The following is an 18,227-nucleotide window of genomic DNA, read 5'->3' as shown; positions in this document are numbered from 1 at the left end:
TTTCCCTTCTGCCCGGCTCAACCAGCGATCGTCTTGGCCCGGATCAGACGCGCAATGTCGTCGGAATCCAAACCAAGGCGCTCGGTGAGCACATCGACGGTGTCTTGGCCCAGATTCGGTGCGGGCGCGCACACCGGATGAACACCGTCGAATGCGGTCGGCAAGCCCGGGGCGAGATAGTCTCCGACGCCGTCTTGGTGAAGTAGGGAGAACATCGGATTCGCTGTCACCCGCGGGTCTGCTGCGACTTCAGCAAAGGTCAAGTAGCGCTCGAACAGCACGGTCGTTGCGGCCAGCGCTTCAGTGATCTGGTCGGCGGTGTGCGCACCGAACCAGACGCTGAACAGGGCCGTCAGCGCATCGCGGTAGCGGTAGCGGTCGGCTTCGTCGCTGAAGTCGGCGCCGAGCGCCTCCGCAAGCGCCGACACCGCTGCACCGGTACCCGTGACCTCGACAAGGTCACGAAAGTGCCGGGGGGTCAACGTCACAACCATGAATGCGACGCCGTCGCTGCTGGTGAAGTCCTGGCCGTACTGGCCGTAGATGGCGTTTCCGAGTCGTGGGCGTTGGGTGCCGTTCACCTGGGGCTCGGTCAGCCAGCCGAGATTGGCTGCGGTGGCCAACGCGACATCTTCCAGGGCCACGCTGACTTGGGTACCTACACCGGAATGGTCGCGACGACGCAGCGCGGCCAACACTGCCAGCGCCGCATACAGGCCGCAGCACACGTCCCACGCGGGCAGCACGTGGTTGATCGGACCGGCATGGTTCGCCGGACCGGTCACCAACGGAAACCCCGTCGCGGCGTTGACCGTGTAGTCCACGGCGGTGGAACCATCACCGCGGCCAAGCAACTGGACGTGGATGACATCGGATCGCAGCCTGGCCAGCCGCTCGTAGGACAGCCAGGACAGGCCTGCGGCGTTGGTCACCACGATGCCGTCGCCATCGACAACCAGTCGCTGGACCAGTTCTTGTCCTTGCGGTGAACGCAGGTCGATAGTCGCCGAGCGCTTTCCCTTGTTCAGGCCGGTCCAGTAGATCGACGTACCGCTTTTTGCCAGCGGCCAGCGGTGCACATCGGACGCACCGCCGAGCGGATCGATCCGAATCACCTGTGCGCCCAGCTGATTCAACGTCATACCGCACAACGGTGCCGCGACGAAGCTGGACACCTCGACAACGGTGACGCCGGTCAACGGCATGTTCATCCGGAGGTGACCCGTTCGAAGACCGCGGCAAGGCCTTGGCCCCCGCCGATGCACATGGTTTCGAGGCCATAGCGCGCCTGGCGCCGGTTGAGCTCGCGAGCCAGCGTGGCCAACATCCTGGCACCGGTCGCTCCAACCGGGTGGCCCAGCGAAATCCCGGAACCGTGGACGTTGGTTCGGTCCCGGTCGGCGGCGCTGAATTTCCATTCCCGCATCACGGCAATCGCCTGGGCGGCAAATGCTTCGTTCAATTCGATCAGGTCGATGTCGGCCAGCCGCAGACCCGCCTTGGCCAGCGCTACCTCGGTCGCCGGCACCGGGCCGATGCCCATCACGTCGGGCGGTACACCCGCGACAGCCCACGACACCAGTCGCACCAGCGGCGTCAGCCCGAGCTCGTCGGCCTTCTCCCGCGTGGTGACCACACACATCGATGCCGCGTCGTTTTGTCCGCTGGCATTGCCGGCGGTGACCGTGGCATCCGGATCGTCTTTCAGCAGAACGGGTTTGAGCTTGGCGAGCGACTCGACCGTGGTGTCTGCCCGGGGATGCTCGTCGGTGTCGAGCCACTCCTCGCCCTGCCGGGTTTGCACCGCGACCGGGATGATCTCCTCGGCGAAAACGCCGTCTTTCTGCGCGGCGACCGCCCGCTGGTGTGAGGTGACCGCAAGCTCATCTTGTTCGGTGCGCGAAATGTTGTACTGGCGGCGCAAATTTTCGGCGGTCTCCAGCATTCCGCCCGGGACCGGGTAGTTTCGGCCGCCCGCCGTAGTACGTCCGCGGATCAGCCCGTCGTGCACCCTGATCCCGGTGCGGGCACCACCCCAACGCATATCGGTGGAATAGAAGACCACATTGCTCATGCTCTCCGTGCCGCCAGCGACGACTAGATCGTGGTCGCCGCTGCTTACCTGCAGACAGGCCTGGATCACCGCCTGCAGTCCAGAACCGCAGCGACGGTCGATCTGCATGCCGGGAACGGTCACAGGCAGGCCGGCGTCGAGCGCCACCACCCGGCCGATCGCCGGCGCCTCGCTGCTGGGATAACAGTGGCCAAGAATGACGTCTTGCACCGATTCCGGCGCGATCTGCGTGCGGTCGAGCAACCCTTTCAGCGCGGCGACGCCTAGGTCGACGGCGCTCAGCGACTTGAACATTCCGCCGTAGCGGCCAATCGGGGTACGCAGCGGTTCACAGATCACGGCCTCAGTCGGCCGAGCAGACGCAAAAGCGCGCGAATTGGTCCCGAGTTGAGTGCTTTTGCGTCTGCTCGGCCCGCTCACATGAACCTCCCCCCGGTGACCTCGATCACCGTTCCGGTCATGTACGAAGACAAATCGGAGGCCAAGAACAATGCGACGTTGGCGACCTCGTGAGGCTCACCTGCCCGACCCATTGGGACCTCGGCGACCTTTTCGTCCCAAATGCGTTGCGGCATCGCCTCCGTCATAGCCGAGCGGATCAAACCCGGTGCAATGGCATTCACCCGGACCCCGAGGTGAGCCAGCTCCTTGGCGGCCGCCTTGGTCATCCCGACGATGCCCGCCTTGGCCGCCGAGTAGTTGGTCTGCCCGACCAGACCGACCTTGCCCGACAGCGACGACATGTTCACGATCGTGCCGCGTTTGTTTTCGCGCATGATCGCCGCCGCTTTACGGGTGCCGTTCCAGGTTCCCTTCAAGTGCACCGCGATCACCTGATCGAACTGCTCTTCGGTCATCTTGCGCATCGTCGCGTCGCGGGTGATCCCGGCGTTGTTGACCATGATGTCCAGGTCACCGAAATGCTCGACAGCGGCTCCGACCAGCGCGTCGACGTCGGCGGCGACGGTGACATCGCAGCGCACAGCCAGCGCGACATCGTCGCCGCCCAACTGTTTAGCGGCGGCCTCGGTGGCCTCAAAATTTATGTCGCCCAGCACAACTCGAGCACCCTCGGCAATGAACCGTTCCGCGATTGCGAGTCCCAGCCCTTGAGCACCGCCGGTGACGACAGCGGTGCGCCCGGTCAACAACGACACCTGACCACCTGTCCTTTGCTCCGTGTGACCGCCTAAGCCCCCAGGACGGCCAGCGATGCAACATCATATTTCATATAGGATCGCCTACACCACCACGGGGGAGGCCCCGCGCTGCCGAGAAGGAGCATCCGTCTATGGCCGAAGTCAGCGACGAGGACTTTCACGAGATCCTGGCGCAGACCCGTCGTTTCGTGCGCACCGCCGTCGTCCCGCGCGAGCGAGAGATACTGGCCAACGACAAAGTGCCCGACGACCTGCGCGATCAAGCCAAGAAGATGGGGCTCTTCGGATATGCGATCCCGCAGAAGTGGGGCGGGCTGGGCCTGAACCTGATCCAAGACGTCGAGTTGGCGATGGAATTGGGCTACACCTCGCTCGCGTTGCGGTCGATGTTCGGCACCAACAACGGCATCGCCGGCCAAGTGCTCGTCGGATTCGGCACCGAGGAGCAGAAGAGCCGCTGGCTCGAGCAGATGGCATCAGGCGACGTCGTCGCCTCCTTCGCGCTCACCGAACCGGGCGCAGGATCGAATCCGTCCGGGCTGCGCACGAAAGCTGTTCGCGTCGGTGATGATTGGATTATCTCCGGCCAGAAGCGGTTTATCACCAATGCGCCGGTCGCCGATCTGTTCGTGGTTTTCGCGCGAACCCGGCCCGCCGACGACACCGGTCCCGGCATCGCCGTGTTCCTGGTTCCCGCGAACACACCGGGCGTGGTGGTCGGCGCCAAAGACGCCAAGATGGGCCAGGAAGGTGCGTGGACGGCCGACGTCAGCTTCGCCGACGTCCGGGTTCCAGCAGGCGCGCTGGTGGGCGGCAGTGCAGACATCGGCTATCGAGCAGCGATGATCTCGCTCGCGCGCGGCCGGGTACACATCGCTGCGCTCGCCGTGGGAACCGCGCAGCGAGCACTCGACGAATCGGTGACGTACGCGGCCACCGCCACACAGGGTGGCGAACCGATCGGGAATTTCCAGTTGGTGCAGGCGATGATCGCCGACCAGCAGACCGGGGTGCTGGCCGGGCGGGCGCTCGTCCGCGAGACCGCTCGGCAATGGGAGAGTAATCAGGATCGCCGCATCGCACCGTCGGCGGCGAAGCTGTTCTGCACCGAAATGGCCGGAAGGGTAGCCGATCTCGCGGTGCAGATTCACGGCGGCAGCGGCTACATGCGGGAGGTTCCCGTCGAGCGCATCTATCGTGATGTCCGGCTACTTCGCCTATACGAAGGTACTAGCGAAATCCAACGGCTGATCATCGGGTCCAACCTGGTCAAGGCGGCCCAACGTCAGCAGTGACAAGGATCCACTTCGCCCGGGGAGCACACACCGGTCGGCATACGGGCAAAGCGGCATTCATCGCCGCACATTCTCACCCGATCAGCTCCAGTGTCCCAAGCTCGCGGATCGCGCGGCAGCCGCGCTGCAGCATCGTCAGCACCATATCGTCGCCGCGGTCGGTGGCGGTGGCGAATGCGAATCCTAGGGCGGAGATTAGCAGTGCTTGCGGCATGCCGAGTCGGTAGTCGCGCCAACACGTTTCACGGTCATAGTCGGTGACGCCGCAGCCGCACAGCATCCGGTGATACTCATCGACCAGGTCTTCCTCGATCGCCGAGCGCAGATCCGGCCTGAGACTGGTGGCCGTGAAGTATGCGAGATCGCGTGCCGGCAGGCCCACGCCGAGCGTCTGCCAATCGACGACGCTGATCGTGTTGGCCCGGCGATCGAACAGCATGTTGTCGAGCCGATAGTCGCCGTGCAGCAATGCGAACCGGTCACGTTCGGCCAACAGCCAGGGTGTGACCAAATCCATTACGCTGGTGAAGGTTTCGCGGTCTGCTGCGCTCATCCGCTCGCCGAGCTTGCCCAGAGTGATGTCGGCACTCATGCGAGCGACCTCACCGAGACCTTGGGCCGACGCGTCGTCCGGCCGCGCAAAGGCGATGCCAGGGAAATCCAGCCACACCGGATCGCACCAGCTCGGCCCATGCAGGCCGGCCAACGCCGTCACCGCAAGTCGGGCCTCCTTTTCGCCACAGCCCGCAATTTGATCGCCCTGCACGGCCGGCGCCTGATCGGCGAGCAGCAGCGCGTATTGCGCGGCATCTTCGGTGATCTCGCAGTAGAAGCACTGCGGTGTCGGGATCTGCACCCGCTCGGCGATTGCGGAGTAGAACGCGCATTCGCTGCGGTAGCCGATGACGACGCGGTCACGCACGGCGTCGTCCTGAGCCGGCAACTTGATGACGAAGGTATCCGGCAAGCCAGCCGAAGCCGCGCCGTAGCCGACCGACACCCGAAACGTCGCACCCGTTTGTCCCGTGCCGATCGGCACCACACTGACCTCGGAGACCTCAACTGGCGTCCCGCGGTCGCAGAGGACGGCCGCAAGCCATTCACGGGTCACGTCGTGGGGGTACCGGGGTATGGACAGGGCAGCGCTCACCCCTGGCTCCACCAGGGCTCGGCAACGGGAGCGACGTGTTGGGTCATGCTTTTCGTCAACGTGCCTCCGAACCAGTCGGTAAAGTTGTCGCCTTGATCCGTCAACTGTAAGGCATACGGCAACCGGCAGTGCCGTCGATAACCCCTCGACGTGCGCACCGAACTGGTACAAATTGGTGCGGCAAGACAGCAGCGCGTCGCTGCGGAACGGAGGTGCCCGGTGAAAAACCGGATGGTCGCGGCGGCGGTGGTCGCTTTGGCCGTTCTTGCAGGCGGTATCGGATGTTCGCGTGCTGAAACGGTGCCGCAGAAAACCGCTCGGATCACCGTCGACGGCAACACACGCACCTCACATGCTGTGTCGTGCACTCAAGTCGAGTGGTTAATGACCGTCGACATCGGCGCGGCCCCGGGTAACGTGCAGGCCATGCTGCGGCTGCAGTCTGATGACCCGAAAGCCGAGAGCGTCAACATCAACAACGTCAATGGCTTCACCGGCCTTGCCGACGCCGGCGTCGGCAAGGCCAAGGCGACTTTTGCCAACGGCACCTACAGAATCACCGGCACCGCGGAAGGAACCAATACCGAAGACCCGTCCACGCCGAAGACGGCAGACTTCAACATCGAGACGCAATGCTGACACGGCACCCGGGGTGCGACGGCGCGAGCCCTGGCGGTTCCGCCAGGACACCCGGGTTGGCCGGGGCGACGGTGTGGTTGGATGTGGCGGCGGCCGAGCGCCATTCGCGCACGGCGTGAGGTTGAAGCCATGGATCAGTACCGCCGCGGAAACCTCGTCTTCGACGTCATCGGTGCGGGCCCCACCGACGGGCCGGTTGTGGTGCTGTTGCATGGTTTCCCTCAGTTCAACACCAGTTGGAGTAAGGTCATCGACCGTCTCAGCGCGGCGGGATATCGCTGCTTGGCTCCCAACCAACGCGGTTACTCGCCCGGTGCCCGTCCGACGCGCCGACGTGACTACCGCATGACCGAGCTCATCGGCGACGTCCGTGCGCTGATCGATGCCAGCGGCGCGGGCCGGGTTCATCTGGTTGGGCATGACTGGGGCGCAGGGGTGGCTTGGGGTGCCGCCGCGGAGATGCCGGACCGCCTAGCGACGGTGTCGGCACTGTCTGTCCCGCACCCAGCCGCGTTCCTCAGGGCCCTCGTTACCAGTCGCCAGGTTCTGGCGTCCTGGTACATGTATGTGTTCCAGCTGCCGGCGCTGCCAGAGTCGTTTCTCCTTGGCGGGCAGCGAAATACCGCCCAGCTAGCGAAGGCGTTGCGCTCCGCTGGCCAGTCAGCCGACGCCGCCGACCGCGACGCGCGCGCAATGGCTGAGCCTGGGGTGTTGACCGCCGCGCTCAATTGGTATCGCGCGATGCCAGTGTCGGGCGTGCGAAGCACAATCCGCAAGGCCAGCGTTCCGACGCTGTACGTGTGGAGCGATGGCGACACCGCGGTGCTCGGCACGGCGGCTCGCAACTGCGGCCGTTACGTCACCGGCGAATACCGGTTCGAGATTCTGCAGGGCGTGTCCCACTGGATACCCGACGAACGGCCCGATGCCGTCGCTGACTTGTTGCTGGAATGGTTCGCCGCCCATCCCGTCTAGCGCACGCGGCCACCATGCCCCACGGGCGTGGACGCTGCGCGGATGACTGGGCGCTCGGGGCTCACCGATAGAGTATTGCGATGACAACCACTGTCTTGCTCAGCATCGCCGTGGTCGCCTCCGTCGCATTGAGCATCTGGTTTGTCCACCGGGGCGGTCGCAATCGCTGAGACGTTGCCAAGGGCTACGCGACGACGTGGCGATGGCGCGAATGGTGCTTCAGCGCATGCCTAGTCGGGCCGACGAAGCGGCTTGCCACTGGCTTCGGCCTCGAGTCGCAGCCTGATCGCGAGCGCCCGCGCCTCCGCGGCCACCGCCTCGGCTTCGGCGGCTTCGGCCCGCGCCCGCGCCTCCGCGGCCACCGCCTCGGCTTCGGCGGCTTCGGCCCGCGCCCGCGCCTCCGCGGCCAGGGCCTCGGCTTCGGCGGCTTTCGCCCGCTCCCGCGCCCGCTCTCGCGCCTGAGCAGCTATCGCTTCGGCTTCTCCAGCCGCCGCGCGCGCCCGCGCCGCCGCGGCCACCGCCTCGGCTTCGGCGGCGTCGGCTTGCGCCCGCGCCTCAACAGCCAGGGCTTCCGCTTCTCCAGCGGCCGCCCGCGCCCGCGCCTCCGCGGCCACCGCCTCGGCTTCGGCGGCTTCGGCCCGGGCCCGCGCCTCGGCCGCTTCCACTTCGGCTTCGGCAGCTTCGGCCCGCACCCGCGCCCGCTCCCGCGCCGCAGCGGCCAGGGCCTCAGCCTGGCCGACCTGTCCTCGCGCCCGCGCCTCGGCCGCTTCCGCTTCGGCTTCGGCGGCATCGGCCCGCACCCGCGCCCGCTCCCGTGCCGCAGCGGCCAGGGCCTCGGCTTCGGCGGCTTCGGCTTGCGCCCGCGCCTGAGCGGCCAGCGCTTCGGCTTGGGCCGCCAGAATTCCGGCTTCGGCGGCCAGGGCCTCGGCTTCGGCCGCTCCGGCCCGCGCCCGCAACTCCGCGGCCACCGCCTCGGCTTCAGCGGCCTGTCCCCGCGCCCGCGCCTCGGCTTTCGACTCCAGTCGCCTCAGTTTCGGTTGGGCCTGTCCCCCCGCTTGCTCGGTGCGCCAGTGGCGGTTGCGGTGCCCCTGACCAGCCACGACCTGCGCCGGTTGCTCGGCCTCTCTCGTCGGGCCTCCGAAGAAATCCATCACGACCAGCACCAGGCCGGCCAAACCGATCGTCAGCAGTACCCCGAACGCCGTGGCCGCACTATCTGACCAGTTCATCAGGGCCACGTCCCAAAGCCGTGCCGCGAGAGGAGCGGCTCGCCGGGGATCGTCGCAGGGACCGCGGACGGCCTCGCGTCCCACTGCCGGGTCGGCACGCTGGCAAGCGTTCTCGGAGACCACAACCGCCGCATGATCCCTCTCCTTCGCGGAGATACCGGCATCTAAGCGTATTGCCACAGCCTCAACGCGGCAGGGTAACCGTTCATGTGCCGGCAGCGACATCGCCGTAACACGGAATGGTACAAACTCATCGCAACTGCTGAACAGCGCCACGCCGCCATGCCCGCCGGCTCGTGACGTTGCAGTGCGACGAAGCCCTCCGATTGACCTCGTGCTGCCAGCCGCGAATATGGCTGTTTTCCGCTGCCGAAGCCCGACCGAAAAGCGCTGGCGCGAAAGAACACGCCGCATGACCTATCACTGCTTCAATGTGGCTGTACTGCAACGGATGCTGAGACCCGCAAACCAGCAGAGGTGATGTGGCATATCCAACGCGGCTTGTTCGCCGACGATCTCGAATTTGCCAACATGAAAGTCATTGTGTGCCAGCACAATTAGGCAAATAAAAGCAGTGCGGGCGGAGGGATTCGAACCCTCATGCTCTTTCGAGCACCGGCACCTAAAACCGGCATGTATCCCAGTTCCATCACGCCCGCGGCCCCACCGATCGTAACGCCTACCGAACGGCCAATTCTGTCGGTGCCACTGCCTGAGCTCCAGCGCGGTACCGTCGAAAGGTGTCCACTACGCGTCGTCGGAGGCCCGCGCTGGTTGCGCTGGTAATCATCGCCGCTGGTGGCTGCCTTGCCCTGGGCTGGTGGCAGTGGACCAGGTTCCAGTCGGCGTCCGGGACCTTCCAGAACCTCGGCTACGCGCTGCAGTGGCCGCTGTTTGCCTGGTTCTGTGTGTACGCGTACTGCAAGTTCGTCCGCTATGAGGACGCACCGCCGAAGCCGCGCACGCGCGATGCCGTGACCGAGATACCACCCGGACTGCTGCCCGAGCGGCCGCAGCCCGCACCGCCGCCGGTCGACGATCCGGCGTTGCGGGAGTACAACGCCTACCTCGCCGAGCTGGCCAAATCAGACCACGAAAGACAGAAGGGGACCACCGCATGACCACGCCCGACAGCTCTGAGGCGCGGCCCGCCTCGTCGGCCGTGCCCGTCGAAAAGATCCGCACGGCGCTGCTGGGCTACCGCGTGATGGCGTGGACGACCGGTATCTGGCTGATCGCGCTGTGCTACGAGATCGTCTCGCACCTGGTTTTCCGTCACGAAATCCGGTGGATCGAAGTGGTGCACGGCTGGGTGTATTTCACCTACGTGCTGGCCGCATTCAATCTGGCGGTCAAGGTCCGCTGGCCGATCGCGAAGACAATCGGTGTGCTGCTATCCGGCACTATCCCGCTGTTGGGCATCATCGTGGAGCATTTTCAAACCAGAAGCGTCAGGGCGCAGTTCGCTCTGTAACTCCCCGACTGCGCCGTGCCCAAAACCGTCAAGCGAGCGCGCGTAACGCGGGCACCAGCTGCCTTAGCCTAAATCCGTGGATGGTTCCGGTGATTTGATCGGCGTGTGAACAGCGAAAATGCCTTCTGAACTGGGACAATACGAGTGCTGAGGCCGCATTTGTCCATAGTCCGGGAAGGCACTTTCGATGCACTCATCGTATACGTTCACCACCGGATCGGCGGTGTTTGACGAGCAGAATCTGCTGTCGGCGGCCGGGTTGGTGCCAGTGCTGGAACTGGCTGAGCAGACCGGTCTTTCGGAATTGATCAACGAGCGCGTGGATCTGCCGTCGACTCGGGTGAAGTCCGGCGCGGTCAACCCGGCTGGCAAGCTGACCTCGATCGTCGCCGGGATGATGTGCGGCGCGGACAGCATCGATGATGCCAATGTGCTGCGCGCCGGCGGCACACCCCGGGTGTTCAACGAGGTATATGCCCCATCGACGTTGGGGATCTTTTTGCGCGAGTTCACCTTCGGGCATACCAAACAACTCGCCGCAGTGGCCCGCGAGCATCTGATCGCACTGGCGGCGCGCACCCCGCTGCTGGCTGGCGCCGACGAGCGGATGTTTTTGGACATCGACTCGCTGCTGCGCCCGGTCTACGGCCACGCCAAGCAGGGCGCCTCCTTCGGTCATGCCAAGATCGCCAGCCGCGCGCTGCTGCGGCTGGGCCTGTCCCCACAGATCACCACCATCTCCACGGCGACCGCCGCGCCGGTGATCGCCGAGGCGCAGCTACGGAGCGGCAAAGCCGCCTCCGGGCGCGGTGCCGCATACCAGCTCAAGCAGGCGATCACCACCGCGAAAGCGATCAACCCCGACGCGCCGATCCTGGTGCGCGGCGACTCAATGTTTGGCACCAAGAAAGTGATCACCACCTGCATTCAGCGAGGCGCCGAATTCTCCCTGTCGATCAGCCGCAACAAGCGCATCAACGCCGCGATCGCCGCCATCGACGAGGCCGCCTGGACCCCGGTGCACTACCCGGGCGCGGTCGAAGACCCCGACACCGGGGCGTTGATCTCCGATGCCCAGGTCGCCGAAACCCCCTACACCCTGCGCCTGGCCCGCGGCCGAACACTGACCGTGCGGCTGGTAGTGCGCCGGGTCAAAGACGCCCGCCACCTGGATGCGTTGTTTCCGGTGTGGCGCTATCACCCGTTTGTCACCAACTCCGCGCTGCCGGTCGACCAGGCCGATATCACCCACCGACGCCACGCCATCATCGAAACCACCTTCGCCGATTTAATCGACGGCCCACTGGCACACATCCCGTCGGGGCTGTTCGCGGCCAACTGCGCCTGGCTGGCCTGCGCGGTGATCGCCCATAACCTGCTGCGCGCCGTCGGCACCCTCGCCGGTGGCCACCATGCCGTGGCCCGCGGGGCTACCCTGCGCCGCGACCTGATCAACATCCCGGCCCGCTTCGCCGCCCCGGCCCGCAAACCAATGCTGCACCTACCCGCCCACTGGCATTGGCGAGCCAGATGGAAGGCCCTGTGGCACAACGTCATCGGTTACCCGATCGCGCAACCCCGCGCCGCCTGACCCCACCTTCCAAGCCCTGTCCGCCCCGCCATCCCAGGCCCGACCCAAGGAACCCAAAGGAAAGCTGGTACAGGCCAGCGGATCACCCACGCCCCACCGCGCCACACTCGGCCGCATCCCAAAACAACCGCGTCGACGGCAACACGAAATCACCCATCCACGGATTCAGGCTTAGCGCGCGGCCCCGATGTGAGAGCGCATCCTTCTCGGCCGGGCTGAGCTGAGCCGCGGTGCGTGTCTCGCCCTCCGGGACGAACACCGGGTCGTAACCGAAGCCGCCGCCACCGCGCGGCTCGCGCGCGATCACACCCGGCCACTCACCGCGCACAACGACCTCACCTGAGCCTGACACCAACGCGCACGCTGACACGAATCTCGCGCCACGCCGCTCGTCGGGCACGTCGCGCAGTTGCGCCAACAACAATGCGGTGTTGGCGGCGTCGTCGCCGTGCACGCCGGCCCACCGCGCCGACAACACCCCGGGCATGCCGTTCAACGCGTCGACTTCCAAGCCGGAATCGTCTGCGACACAAGCCAATCCAGTGGCAGCAAACCCGCCACGTGCCTTGGCCAGCGCGTTGTCCTCGAAGGTGACGCCGGTTTCGGGGACCTCGTCGAAAGCCGGCACGTCGTCGAGCGATACCAACTTGAGGGTGGCAACGCCAGCCCCGTCCAGCACCCGCCGCAATTCGGCCAGCTTCTTACGGTTGCGGCTGGCGACCAGCAGGGCGGTCAGGTGCCGAACGCCTTCTGGGCAGCGGGACCCTCGGGCAGCACACCCGGATACGGCAGCGCCAACGCTTCCCGTTGCGCGGCGAACAGCTTGTCGCAGGCGGCCAGCGCGGCGTCGAGCAGCTTGTCCAGCGTGGTGCGCGGAAACGTCGCGCCCTCGCCCGTGCCCTGCACCTCGACCAGGGTCCCGGTATCGGTGGCGACCACGTTCATGTCGACCTCCGCGCGCGCGTCTTCCGCGTAGTCCAAGTCCACCCGGATACGGCCGTCGACCACTCCGACGCTAACCGCGGCGATCGCGCATGACAGCGGCCGCGGATCAGAGAGCGCCCCCGCCGCCGACAAGTAGGTCACCGCGTCGGCCAGCGCCACATAGGCGCCGGTGACAGCCGCGGTGCGGGTACCGCCATCGGCCTGCAGCACATCGCAGTCGATCGCGATGGTGTTCTCCCCCAACGCCGCGAGGTCGATGCATGCTCGCAGGGAGCGGCCGATCAACCGGCTGATTTCCTGGGTGCGCCCGCTTAGCCGGCCCTTCACCGATTCCCGGTCACCGCGAGTATGGGTGGCCGCCGGCAACATCGCGTATTCGGCTGTGAGCCAACCTAATCCGGATTCTTTTCGCCACCGCGGCACGCCTTCGACCACGCTCGCCGCGCACATGACCTTGGTGCGACCGAATTCGACCAGCACCGATCCAGCTGGGTTAGACGTGAACCCGCGGGTGATGACCACCGGGCGCAGCTCGTGGTCGAGGCGGCCGTCTTCTCGTGTAGACACCGATCAACCCTAATGGTCGAGGTTTAGAAGCGCTTGATCTCAAACGTCTCACCGCACACCACCGCATGTACGGGACCATGGAACTCGGCCTTGGCCTCGCTGATCACGTCCTCGCGAGACGTCCACGGCGGAATGTGGGTGAGCAACAGCTCCCGCACGCCGGCTTCGGTCGCCACCCGTCCGGCTTCGGTGCCCGACATGTGCAGGTTGCACGGTCGCTTCGGCGAATGCGTCCACGACGCCTCGCACAAAAAGACATCGGCATCGCGCGCCAGCTCGACAAGGGAATCGCAGCAGCCGGTGTCTCCGCTGTAGACGAACGTCGCACCGCCCGGATCGGTGATCCGCAAGCCGTACGACTCGGTCGGGTGCGCCACCACTCGCGGCAGCACAGTCAACGCCCCCAAGGTCACCGGCTCACCGTCGACCCAGTGGCGGATCTCGAAGACGTCGGAGAAATCGTCGATCTCGCCTCCGTACGGCGAGGACGCCGCGCCCAGCCGCGCCCAGGTGTCGCTGGGCCCGTACATCAACGCCCTACCCTCCGGGGGGGTCGGGTGGTAGCGACGCCACACGAACAGGCCGGGCAAATCCAGGCAGTGGTCGGCGTGCAGGTGCGAGAGCAGAACATGCACCGAAGCGGGATCGGTTTGATGTTGCAGCGCACCCAACACTCCCCCGCCGAAGTCGATAACCAGCGGTGGAGTATCTGGCGCGCGTAACAAATACCCCGATGCCGGCGAATCTGGACCCACCACGCTGCCAGAGCAGCCGAGCACCGTCATTCGCACGGTCACTACTGTGCCATGCCCGGTACCTGATTGGCGAAAACATCGCCGCTTTGCCCTGCGGTCATCGTCACCCCACCGCGTTAGTGGGCGGCAAACGATGGTGCACTGGTTGCACGCTCGTGATCGCCGGGCCCAGAAACCGCGCCGCCAGCTTGGTGAACGCGTCGGGGTCGCCGGTGGCTTCGAATACCCGTGTGGCGGGCGGGGCGTCATGTGGCCGCAGTAGCTCCTGCTCAGTCAGCACCCGGACCAGTTGCTTGGCGGTCTCCTCGGCGCTGGAGACCAGTGTGACGCTCTCCCCCATGGCCAGCTGGATGATCCCGGACAGCAACGGGTAGTGCGTGCAGCCGAGCACCAGGGTGTCGACCCCGGCCCGCTGGAGCGGCTCAAGGTAACCCTCGGCCAGCCCGAGCACCTGGCGACCGCTGGTGATTCCGCGCTCGACGAAGTCGACGAACCGGGGGCAGGCCACCGCGGTGATCTCGGTGTCAGGGGCGGCGGCAAACGCGTCCTGGTAGGAGTGCGAGGTGATGGTCGCCCGGGTGCCGATCACCCCGATGCGCCCATTGCGGGTGGCGGCGACCGCCCGTCGCACCGCCGGCAAGATCACCTCGACGACCGGTACGTCGTAGCGTTCGCGGGCATCGCGCAGGCAAGCCGAGGACGCCGAATTGCAGGCGATCACCAATGCCTTGACGCCGCGGTCGACCAGGTCATCGGCGATGGCCAGCGCGTGCGCGCGAATCTCGGGGATGGTGAGCGGACCATAAGGGCCGTTGGCGGTGTCGCCGACGTAGATGATGTCCTCGTCGGGCAGCTGGTCGATGATCGCGCGCGCGACCGTGAGTCCTCCCACACCGGAGTCGAAAATCCCGATCGGTGCCAGCGGCGACGTCATTTGCGAACCGGGCGGGCTGTTCGCCGGGCGCGGGCTGCGCGTTCCGGGCCGGACAGCAGATAGGCCGCCAGCACGCCGGCGAGGCCTCCGCACAGGTGTGCCTGCCAGGACACGCCGCCGCACATGTTCAGCACGGGAACCGCGCCCCACAGGATGCCGCCGTAGAAGAACAGCACCAAAAGCCCGACCACGATCTGCCACGGGTTGCGGGTAAAGAATCCGAAGACCACGAGAAACATCAGCCAGCCGAAGATGAGGCCGGACGCACCGATGTGGTCGGTCTCCCCGCACACCGACCCCACGTTGCCGATCAGCCAGGTGCCGAAGCCGCCGATAATCCAGACGATGGCGGTGGCCCAGACAAATCGGGCCAGACCGGACAAGGTCACCAGAAAACCAAGCACCAATGCCGGCCCGGTGTTGGCCATCAGATGCGCCCAGTTGGCGTGCAGCAGCGGCGCGAAGATAATGCCCCACAGACCGTCGGTCTCCAGCGGCCGGATGCCGTTGCGGTCCAGGGCATGGCCGTCGAGCTGATCGACCAGCTCGGCGACGTAGAGTAGCGCCACAAAACTGATGATCGTGGCCCCGCCGACCTTCCACCGGGGCCGTTTCCCGCTTTGCTGTGCGGCCGGATATCGCGCTGGCTGCGTCATGGGCGCCACCCGGCTACAACCTCGTCGTCGGCGCGTCTTACGCCCATAGCTGCCCTTCCAGCGCTTGCTCAGCCTCGTCAAGGCTACCGGTGTAGGCACCGGTGGACAGGTACTTCCACCCCGCGTCGGCGACCACGAACGCGATGTCGGCTCGCTCCTTTGCCGCCAGCGCCTTCGCGGCCACCCCTAGGGCGGCGTGCAGCACCGCGCCGGTGGAAATGCCCGCAAAGATGCCTTCGACGTCGATCAATTCCCGGGTGCGGCGCACGGCATCGGCCGAACCGACCGAGTAGCGAGTGGTCAACACGTCGGGGTCGTACAGTTCGGGCACGAAGCCCTCGTCGATATTGCGCAGCGCGTAGACCCCCTCGCCGTAGCGTGGCTCCGCTGCCACGATCCGCACGTCAGGCACCCGCTCACGCAGGTACCGTCCGGTGCCCATCAGGGTGCCGGTAGTGCCCAGTCCGGCGACGAAGTGGGTGATCTCGGGCAAGTCGGCCAGCAGCTCGGGACCGGTGCCGTGGTAGTGCGAGTCGGTGTTGGCCGGGTTGCCGTACTGGTAGAGCATCACCCACGACGGGTTGGCCGCGGCCAGCTCCTTGGCTTTGGCGACCGCGGTGTTGGAGCCGCCCTTTGCCGGCGAGAAGATGATCCGCGCGCCGTACAGCTCAAGTAGCTGACGCCGTTCGACAGAGGTGTTTTCCGGCATCACACAGATCAGCCGGTAACCCCTGAGCCTCGCCGCGACCGCCAGCGAGATCCCGGTGTTGCCGCTGGTCGGTTCGAGAATCGTCGCCCCGGGCGACAGCAGCCCGTCGGCCTCAGCCTGCTCGATCATTCGCAACGCCGGACGGTCTTTGATCGAGCCGGTCGGGTTGCGGTCTTCGAGTTTGGCCCACAGCCGCACGTGAGGGCCGTCGGGCCCGTCGTCCCAGCGCGGCGACAGGCGCGGCAAACCGACCAACGGCGTATTGCCCAACGCGGCCAGCAGCGAGTCGTATCTGGTCACGCTCAGCCACCGGCGACGGCCGGCAGGATGGTGACCGTGTCGCCGTCGGAGATCGCAGTGTCCAGGCCGCCGGAAAACCGGACGTCCTCGTCGTTGACGTAGATGTTGACGAAGCGGTGCAGTTTGCCGTTTTCGACCAGCCGCTCGGAGATGCCCGAGTAGCTGGCTTCCAGGTCGCTGATGACCGCGCGCAGCGTGTCCCCGCTTGCTTCGACACGTTTTTGCCCCTTGGTGTGGGGCCGCAGGATGGTGGGGATTGACACGATGACGCTCATGGGGCCTTCCTTCAGGGCTCTCGGTATTGCTCGACGACTTTGACCGGCTCTTCGGTGACGACCCCGTCGACGATGCGGTAGCTGCGCAGCTCGTACCGGTCGGGGTCGCGGGTGGACACCAGCACGTAGTGGGCATCGGGCTCGGCGGCCAGACGCACATCGGTTCGGCTCGGGTACGCCTCGGTCGCGGTGTGCGAGTGATAGATCACGACCGGCGCGTCGCCTGATGCCTCCAGTTCGCGCCACACCTTGAGCTGCTCGGCGGAATCGAAACGGTAGAAGGTGGGCGAACGTTCGGCGTTGACCATCGGGATGTGCCGCTCGGGACGATCGGAACCCTCCGGGCCTGCGAGCACCCCGCACGCCTCGTCGGGATGGTCGGCGCGCGCATGCGCGACCATCGCGTCCACCAGATCGGCTCGGATCACCAGCACGTCACCCGTTCCTCCTCGTCGCTTAGGCATCGTCTCGACGCCGCCGGTCGAACGCTCCGGGCAACATGCCGCGGTAGGTGGGTATTCCGGCCACCGGATCGGCGGCGATCACCCCGGCCACCACGGCACGCGCCAAGCAGTCGGCCGCCGCGGCGCCCACCGCGGTCACCAGCGCCGTCTCCGGGGAGAACGCGGCCGGCGTGTCCGCAGGTGGTGCTACCTCTACGGCCCCGGTCGCCAGCGCGAACACCATATCGCCGTCGACCGGGGTGTGCGCCGGCCGGATGCTGCGGGCCAGGCCGTCGTGGGCCGCGCTTGCGACCTGCCGACACGCCGCCGGACTCAGCGCGGCGTCGGTGGCAATCACCGCCACGGCGGTATTCAGCGAGCTCAGCGGCGATTCCAGCTGGGCCAGTTCGGCCAGCTGCTCGGCCGACGGCGGCACCAGCCCGAACTCGTCGGCCAGATAAGCCAGCCACGGCAGGCCGGTGCCCTGGTCGACGACATTGCCCGCGGAGTTCACCACAACCAACGCGCCGACCGTCGCCCCGCACTTCAGTGTCGTCGACGCCGTGCCGACACCGCCCTTGAGCACGCCGGCGCAGGCCCCACGCCGGCGCCGACCGTGCCGACGTCGACCTCTACACCGGCCGCGTCACAGGCCGCGTACCCGAATTCGGCCGTCGGCCGACAGCCCCAGTCGCCAACGTCCAGATCGAAGATCACCGCGCCCGGCACGATGGGCACCACCCCACCGGCCATGGCCACGCCGCGCCCTCGTTCTTCCAACCAGCGCATCACACCGTCGGCGGCCGCCAGACCGTAGGCGCTGCCGCCGGCAATCAGCACCGCGTCGACGTAACGCACACTGTTGGAGGGGTCGAGCAGGTCGGTTTCCCGGGTGCCGGGCGCCCCGCCGCGGCCATCGACCGCACCGACCGTTCCGGGCGGGGTCACCACAACGGTGACGCCGCGGGCCCAGCCCGTCCCCATGGCCGCGTCGGGATCCAACCGGTGGTAATGGCCGACGAGGATGCCTCCGACGTCGGTGATCGAGTTCATCGG

General features: G+C 66.5%; 19 protein-coding genes, 1 tRNA gene and 1 pseudogene. 6 read left to right on the top strand and 15 right to left on the bottom strand.

Going from position 1 to position 18,227, the window contains the following annotated elements; all coding sequences use genetic code 11:
* Nucleotides 1-17 precede the first annotated feature (17 nt).
* The 3 genes from MYXE_RS08075 to fabG form a co-directional block, all read right to left on the bottom strand.
* Nucleotides 18-1,211, bottom strand: a complete 1,194-nt coding sequence (locus tag MYXE_RS08075) for a CoA transferase (protein WP_003920909.1) — start codon at nt 1,209-1,211, stop codon at nt 18-20.
* Entirely contained in the window at nt 1,208-2,368 is a 1,161-nt protein-coding gene (locus tag MYXE_RS08070) for an acetyl-CoA C-acetyltransferase (protein WP_232061821.1), read from the bottom strand. Before MYXE_RS08070 ends, MYXE_RS08075 begins: the two co-directional genes overlap by 4 nt.
* Nucleotides 2,369-2,490: 122 nt before the next feature.
* Nucleotides 2,491-3,231: a 3-oxoacyl-ACP reductase FabG gene (fabG, locus tag MYXE_RS08065; protein ID WP_003920907.1), complete on the bottom strand. Its 741-nt coding sequence runs from the start codon at nt 3,229-3,231 to the stop codon at nt 2,491-2,493.
* 134 nt (nt 3,232-3,365) lie between these two features.
* Here fabG and MYXE_RS08060 point away from each other — a divergent pair, with 134 nt between their 5' ends.
* Complete coding sequence (locus tag MYXE_RS08060) at nt 3,366-4,529, top strand: acyl-CoA dehydrogenase family protein (protein WP_085195451.1); 1,164 nt, start codon at nt 3,366-3,368, stop codon at nt 4,527-4,529.
* A gap of 73 nt (nt 4,530-4,602) precedes the next feature.
* Here MYXE_RS08060 and MYXE_RS08055 read toward each other — a convergent pair whose 3' ends face one another.
* A complete protein-coding gene (locus MYXE_RS08055) occupies nt 4,603-5,679 on the bottom strand; it encodes a phosphotransferase family protein (protein WP_085195449.1) in 1,077 nt (358 codons plus the stop codon).
* A gap of 150 nt (nt 5,680-5,829) precedes the next feature.
* Here MYXE_RS08055 and MYXE_RS08050 point away from each other — a divergent pair, with 150 nt between their 5' ends.
* Entirely contained in the window at nt 5,830-6,318 is a 489-nt protein-coding gene (locus MYXE_RS08050) for a lipoprotein LpqH (RefSeq protein ID WP_139821158.1), read from the top strand.
* Nucleotides 6,319-6,447: 129 nt separating this feature from the next.
* Nucleotides 6,448-7,293, top strand: a complete 846-nt coding sequence (locus MYXE_RS08045) for an alpha/beta fold hydrolase (protein WP_085195446.1) — start codon at nt 6,448-6,450, stop codon at nt 7,291-7,293.
* Between the two features lie 230 nt (nt 7,294-7,523).
* Here MYXE_RS08045 and MYXE_RS08040 read toward each other — a convergent pair whose 3' ends face one another.
* Together MYXE_RS08040 and MYXE_RS08035 are read right to left on the bottom strand one after the other, a co-directional pair.
* Nucleotides 7,524-8,522: a hypothetical protein gene (locus MYXE_RS08040; protein ID WP_161552060.1), complete on the bottom strand. Its 999-nt coding sequence runs from the start codon at nt 8,520-8,522 to the stop codon at nt 7,524-7,526.
* 575 nt (nt 8,523-9,097) lie between these two features.
* Nucleotides 9,098-9,181, bottom strand: a tRNA-Leu gene (locus MYXE_RS08035).
* An 81-nt stretch (nt 9,182-9,262) separates the two neighbouring features.
* Here MYXE_RS08035 and MYXE_RS08030 point away from each other — a divergent pair.
* The 3 genes from MYXE_RS08030 to MYXE_RS08020 all read left to right on the top strand — a co-directional run bounded on the left by MYXE_RS08030 (nt 9,263) and on the right by MYXE_RS08020 (nt 11,587).
* A complete protein-coding gene (locus MYXE_RS08030) occupies nt 9,263-9,643 on the top strand; it encodes a hypothetical protein (RefSeq protein ID WP_003920901.1) in 381 nt (126 codons plus the stop codon).
* Nucleotides 9,640-9,996: a DUF3817 domain-containing protein gene (locus tag MYXE_RS08025; RefSeq protein WP_085195443.1), complete on the top strand. Its 357-nt coding sequence runs from the start codon at nt 9,640-9,642 to the stop codon at nt 9,994-9,996. Before MYXE_RS08030 ends, MYXE_RS08025 begins: the two co-directional genes overlap by 4 nt.
* Nucleotides 9,997-10,183: 187 nt before the next feature.
* A complete protein-coding gene (locus MYXE_RS08020; protein WP_085193969.1) occupies nt 10,184-11,587 on the top strand; it encodes an IS1380 family transposase in 1,404 nt (467 codons plus the stop codon).
* An 82-nt stretch (nt 11,588-11,669) separates the two neighbouring features.
* On the opposite strand, the gene rdgB is transcribed toward MYXE_RS08020, so the two are convergent.
* The 9 genes and pseudogenes from rdgB to MYXE_RS07975 form a co-directional block, all read right to left on the bottom strand.
* Nucleotides 11,670-12,323, bottom strand: coding sequence for an RdgB/HAM1 family non-canonical purine NTP pyrophosphatase (gene rdgB, locus MYXE_RS08015; protein ID WP_161552160.1), 654 nt, complete (start codon nt 12,321-12,323; stop codon nt 11,670-11,672).
* Entirely contained in the window at nt 12,320-13,099 is a 780-nt protein-coding gene (rph, locus tag MYXE_RS08010) for a ribonuclease PH (RefSeq protein WP_085193727.1), read from the bottom strand. Before rph ends, rdgB begins: the two co-directional genes overlap by 4 nt.
* A gap of 23 nt (nt 13,100-13,122) precedes the next feature.
* The gene (locus tag MYXE_RS08005) at nt 13,123-13,896 is read right to left on the bottom strand and encodes a cyclic nucleotide-degrading phosphodiesterase (RefSeq protein WP_003920897.1); all 774 of its coding nucleotides are present in this window, start codon (nt 13,894-13,896) and stop codon (nt 13,123-13,125) included.
* A 61-nt stretch (nt 13,897-13,957) separates the two neighbouring features.
* Nucleotides 13,958-14,788: a glutamate racemase gene (gene murI, locus MYXE_RS08000; protein WP_003920895.1), complete on the bottom strand. Its 831-nt coding sequence runs from the start codon at nt 14,786-14,788 to the stop codon at nt 13,958-13,960.
* Nucleotides 14,785-15,444, bottom strand: coding sequence for a rhomboid family intramembrane serine protease (locus tag MYXE_RS07995; RefSeq protein WP_085193729.1), 660 nt, complete (start codon nt 15,442-15,444; stop codon nt 14,785-14,787). The genes murI and MYXE_RS07995 overlap by 4 nt, the downstream gene beginning before the upstream one ends.
* Before the next feature lie 37 nt (nt 15,445-15,481).
* Nucleotides 15,482-16,453, bottom strand: coding sequence for a cysteine synthase (locus tag MYXE_RS07990; protein WP_003920891.1), 972 nt, complete (start codon nt 16,451-16,453; stop codon nt 15,482-15,484).
* Between the two features lie 2 nt (nt 16,454-16,455).
* Nucleotides 16,456-16,728: a MoaD/ThiS family protein gene (locus MYXE_RS07985; RefSeq protein WP_003920890.1), complete on the bottom strand. Its 273-nt coding sequence runs from the start codon at nt 16,726-16,728 to the stop codon at nt 16,456-16,458.
* Between the two features lie 11 nt (nt 16,729-16,739).
* Nucleotides 16,740-17,192, bottom strand: a complete 453-nt coding sequence (locus MYXE_RS07980) for a M67 family metallopeptidase (RefSeq protein ID WP_086009183.1) — start codon at nt 17,190-17,192, stop codon at nt 16,740-16,742.
* A pseudogene (locus MYXE_RS07975) lies at nt 17,185-18,224 on the bottom strand (P1 family peptidase). Before MYXE_RS07975 ends, MYXE_RS07980 begins: the two are co-directional and overlap by 8 nt.
* Nucleotides 18,225-18,227 lie beyond the last annotated feature (3 nt).

Origin of the sequence: Mycobacterium xenopi (genome assembly GCF_009936235.1) — a bacterium.
Classification (GTDB): Bacteria; Actinomycetota; Actinomycetes; order Mycobacteriales; family Mycobacteriaceae; genus Mycobacterium; species Mycobacterium xenopi.
This window is presented reverse-complemented; position numbering and strand designations above follow the sequence as displayed.

Coding starts and splice junctions, on each gene's coding strand:
- MYXE_RS07985 (WP_003920890.1), bottom strand. CDS start 16,728: ATGAGCGTCATCGTGTCAATCCCCACCATCCTGCGGCCCCACACCAAG.
- MYXE_RS08075 (WP_003920909.1), bottom strand. CDS start 1,211: ATGAACATGCCGTTGACCGGCGTCACCGTTGTCGAGGTGTCCAGCTTC.
- MYXE_RS08040 (WP_161552060.1), bottom strand. CDS start 8,522: ATGAACTGGTCAGATAGTGCGGCCACGGCGTTCGGGGTACTGCTGACG.
- MYXE_RS08070 (WP_232061821.1), bottom strand. CDS start 2,368: ATGTTCAAGTCGCTGAGCGCCGTCGACCTAGGCGTCGCCGCGCTGAAA.
- MYXE_RS07995 (WP_085193729.1), bottom strand. CDS start 15,444: ATGACGCAGCCAGCGCGATATCCGGCCGCACAGCAAAGCGGGAAACGG.
- MYXE_RS08045 (WP_085195446.1), top strand. CDS start 6,448: ATGGATCAGTACCGCCGCGGAAACCTCGTCTTCGACGTCATCGGTGCG.
- MYXE_RS08025 (WP_085195443.1), top strand. CDS start 9,640: ATGACCACGCCCGACAGCTCTGAGGCGCGGCCCGCCTCGTCGGCCGTG.
- MYXE_RS08020 (WP_085193969.1), top strand. CDS start 10,184: ATGCACTCATCGTATACGTTCACCACCGGATCGGCGGTGTTTGACGAG.
- murI (WP_003920895.1), bottom strand. CDS start 14,788: ATGACGTCGCCGCTGGCACCGATCGGGATTTTCGACTCCGGTGTGGGA.
- MYXE_RS07980 (WP_086009183.1), bottom strand. CDS start 17,192: ATGCCTAAGCGACGAGGAGGAACGGGTGACGTGCTGGTGATCCGAGCC.
- MYXE_RS08060 (WP_085195451.1), top strand. CDS start 3,366: ATGGCCGAAGTCAGCGACGAGGACTTTCACGAGATCCTGGCGCAGACC.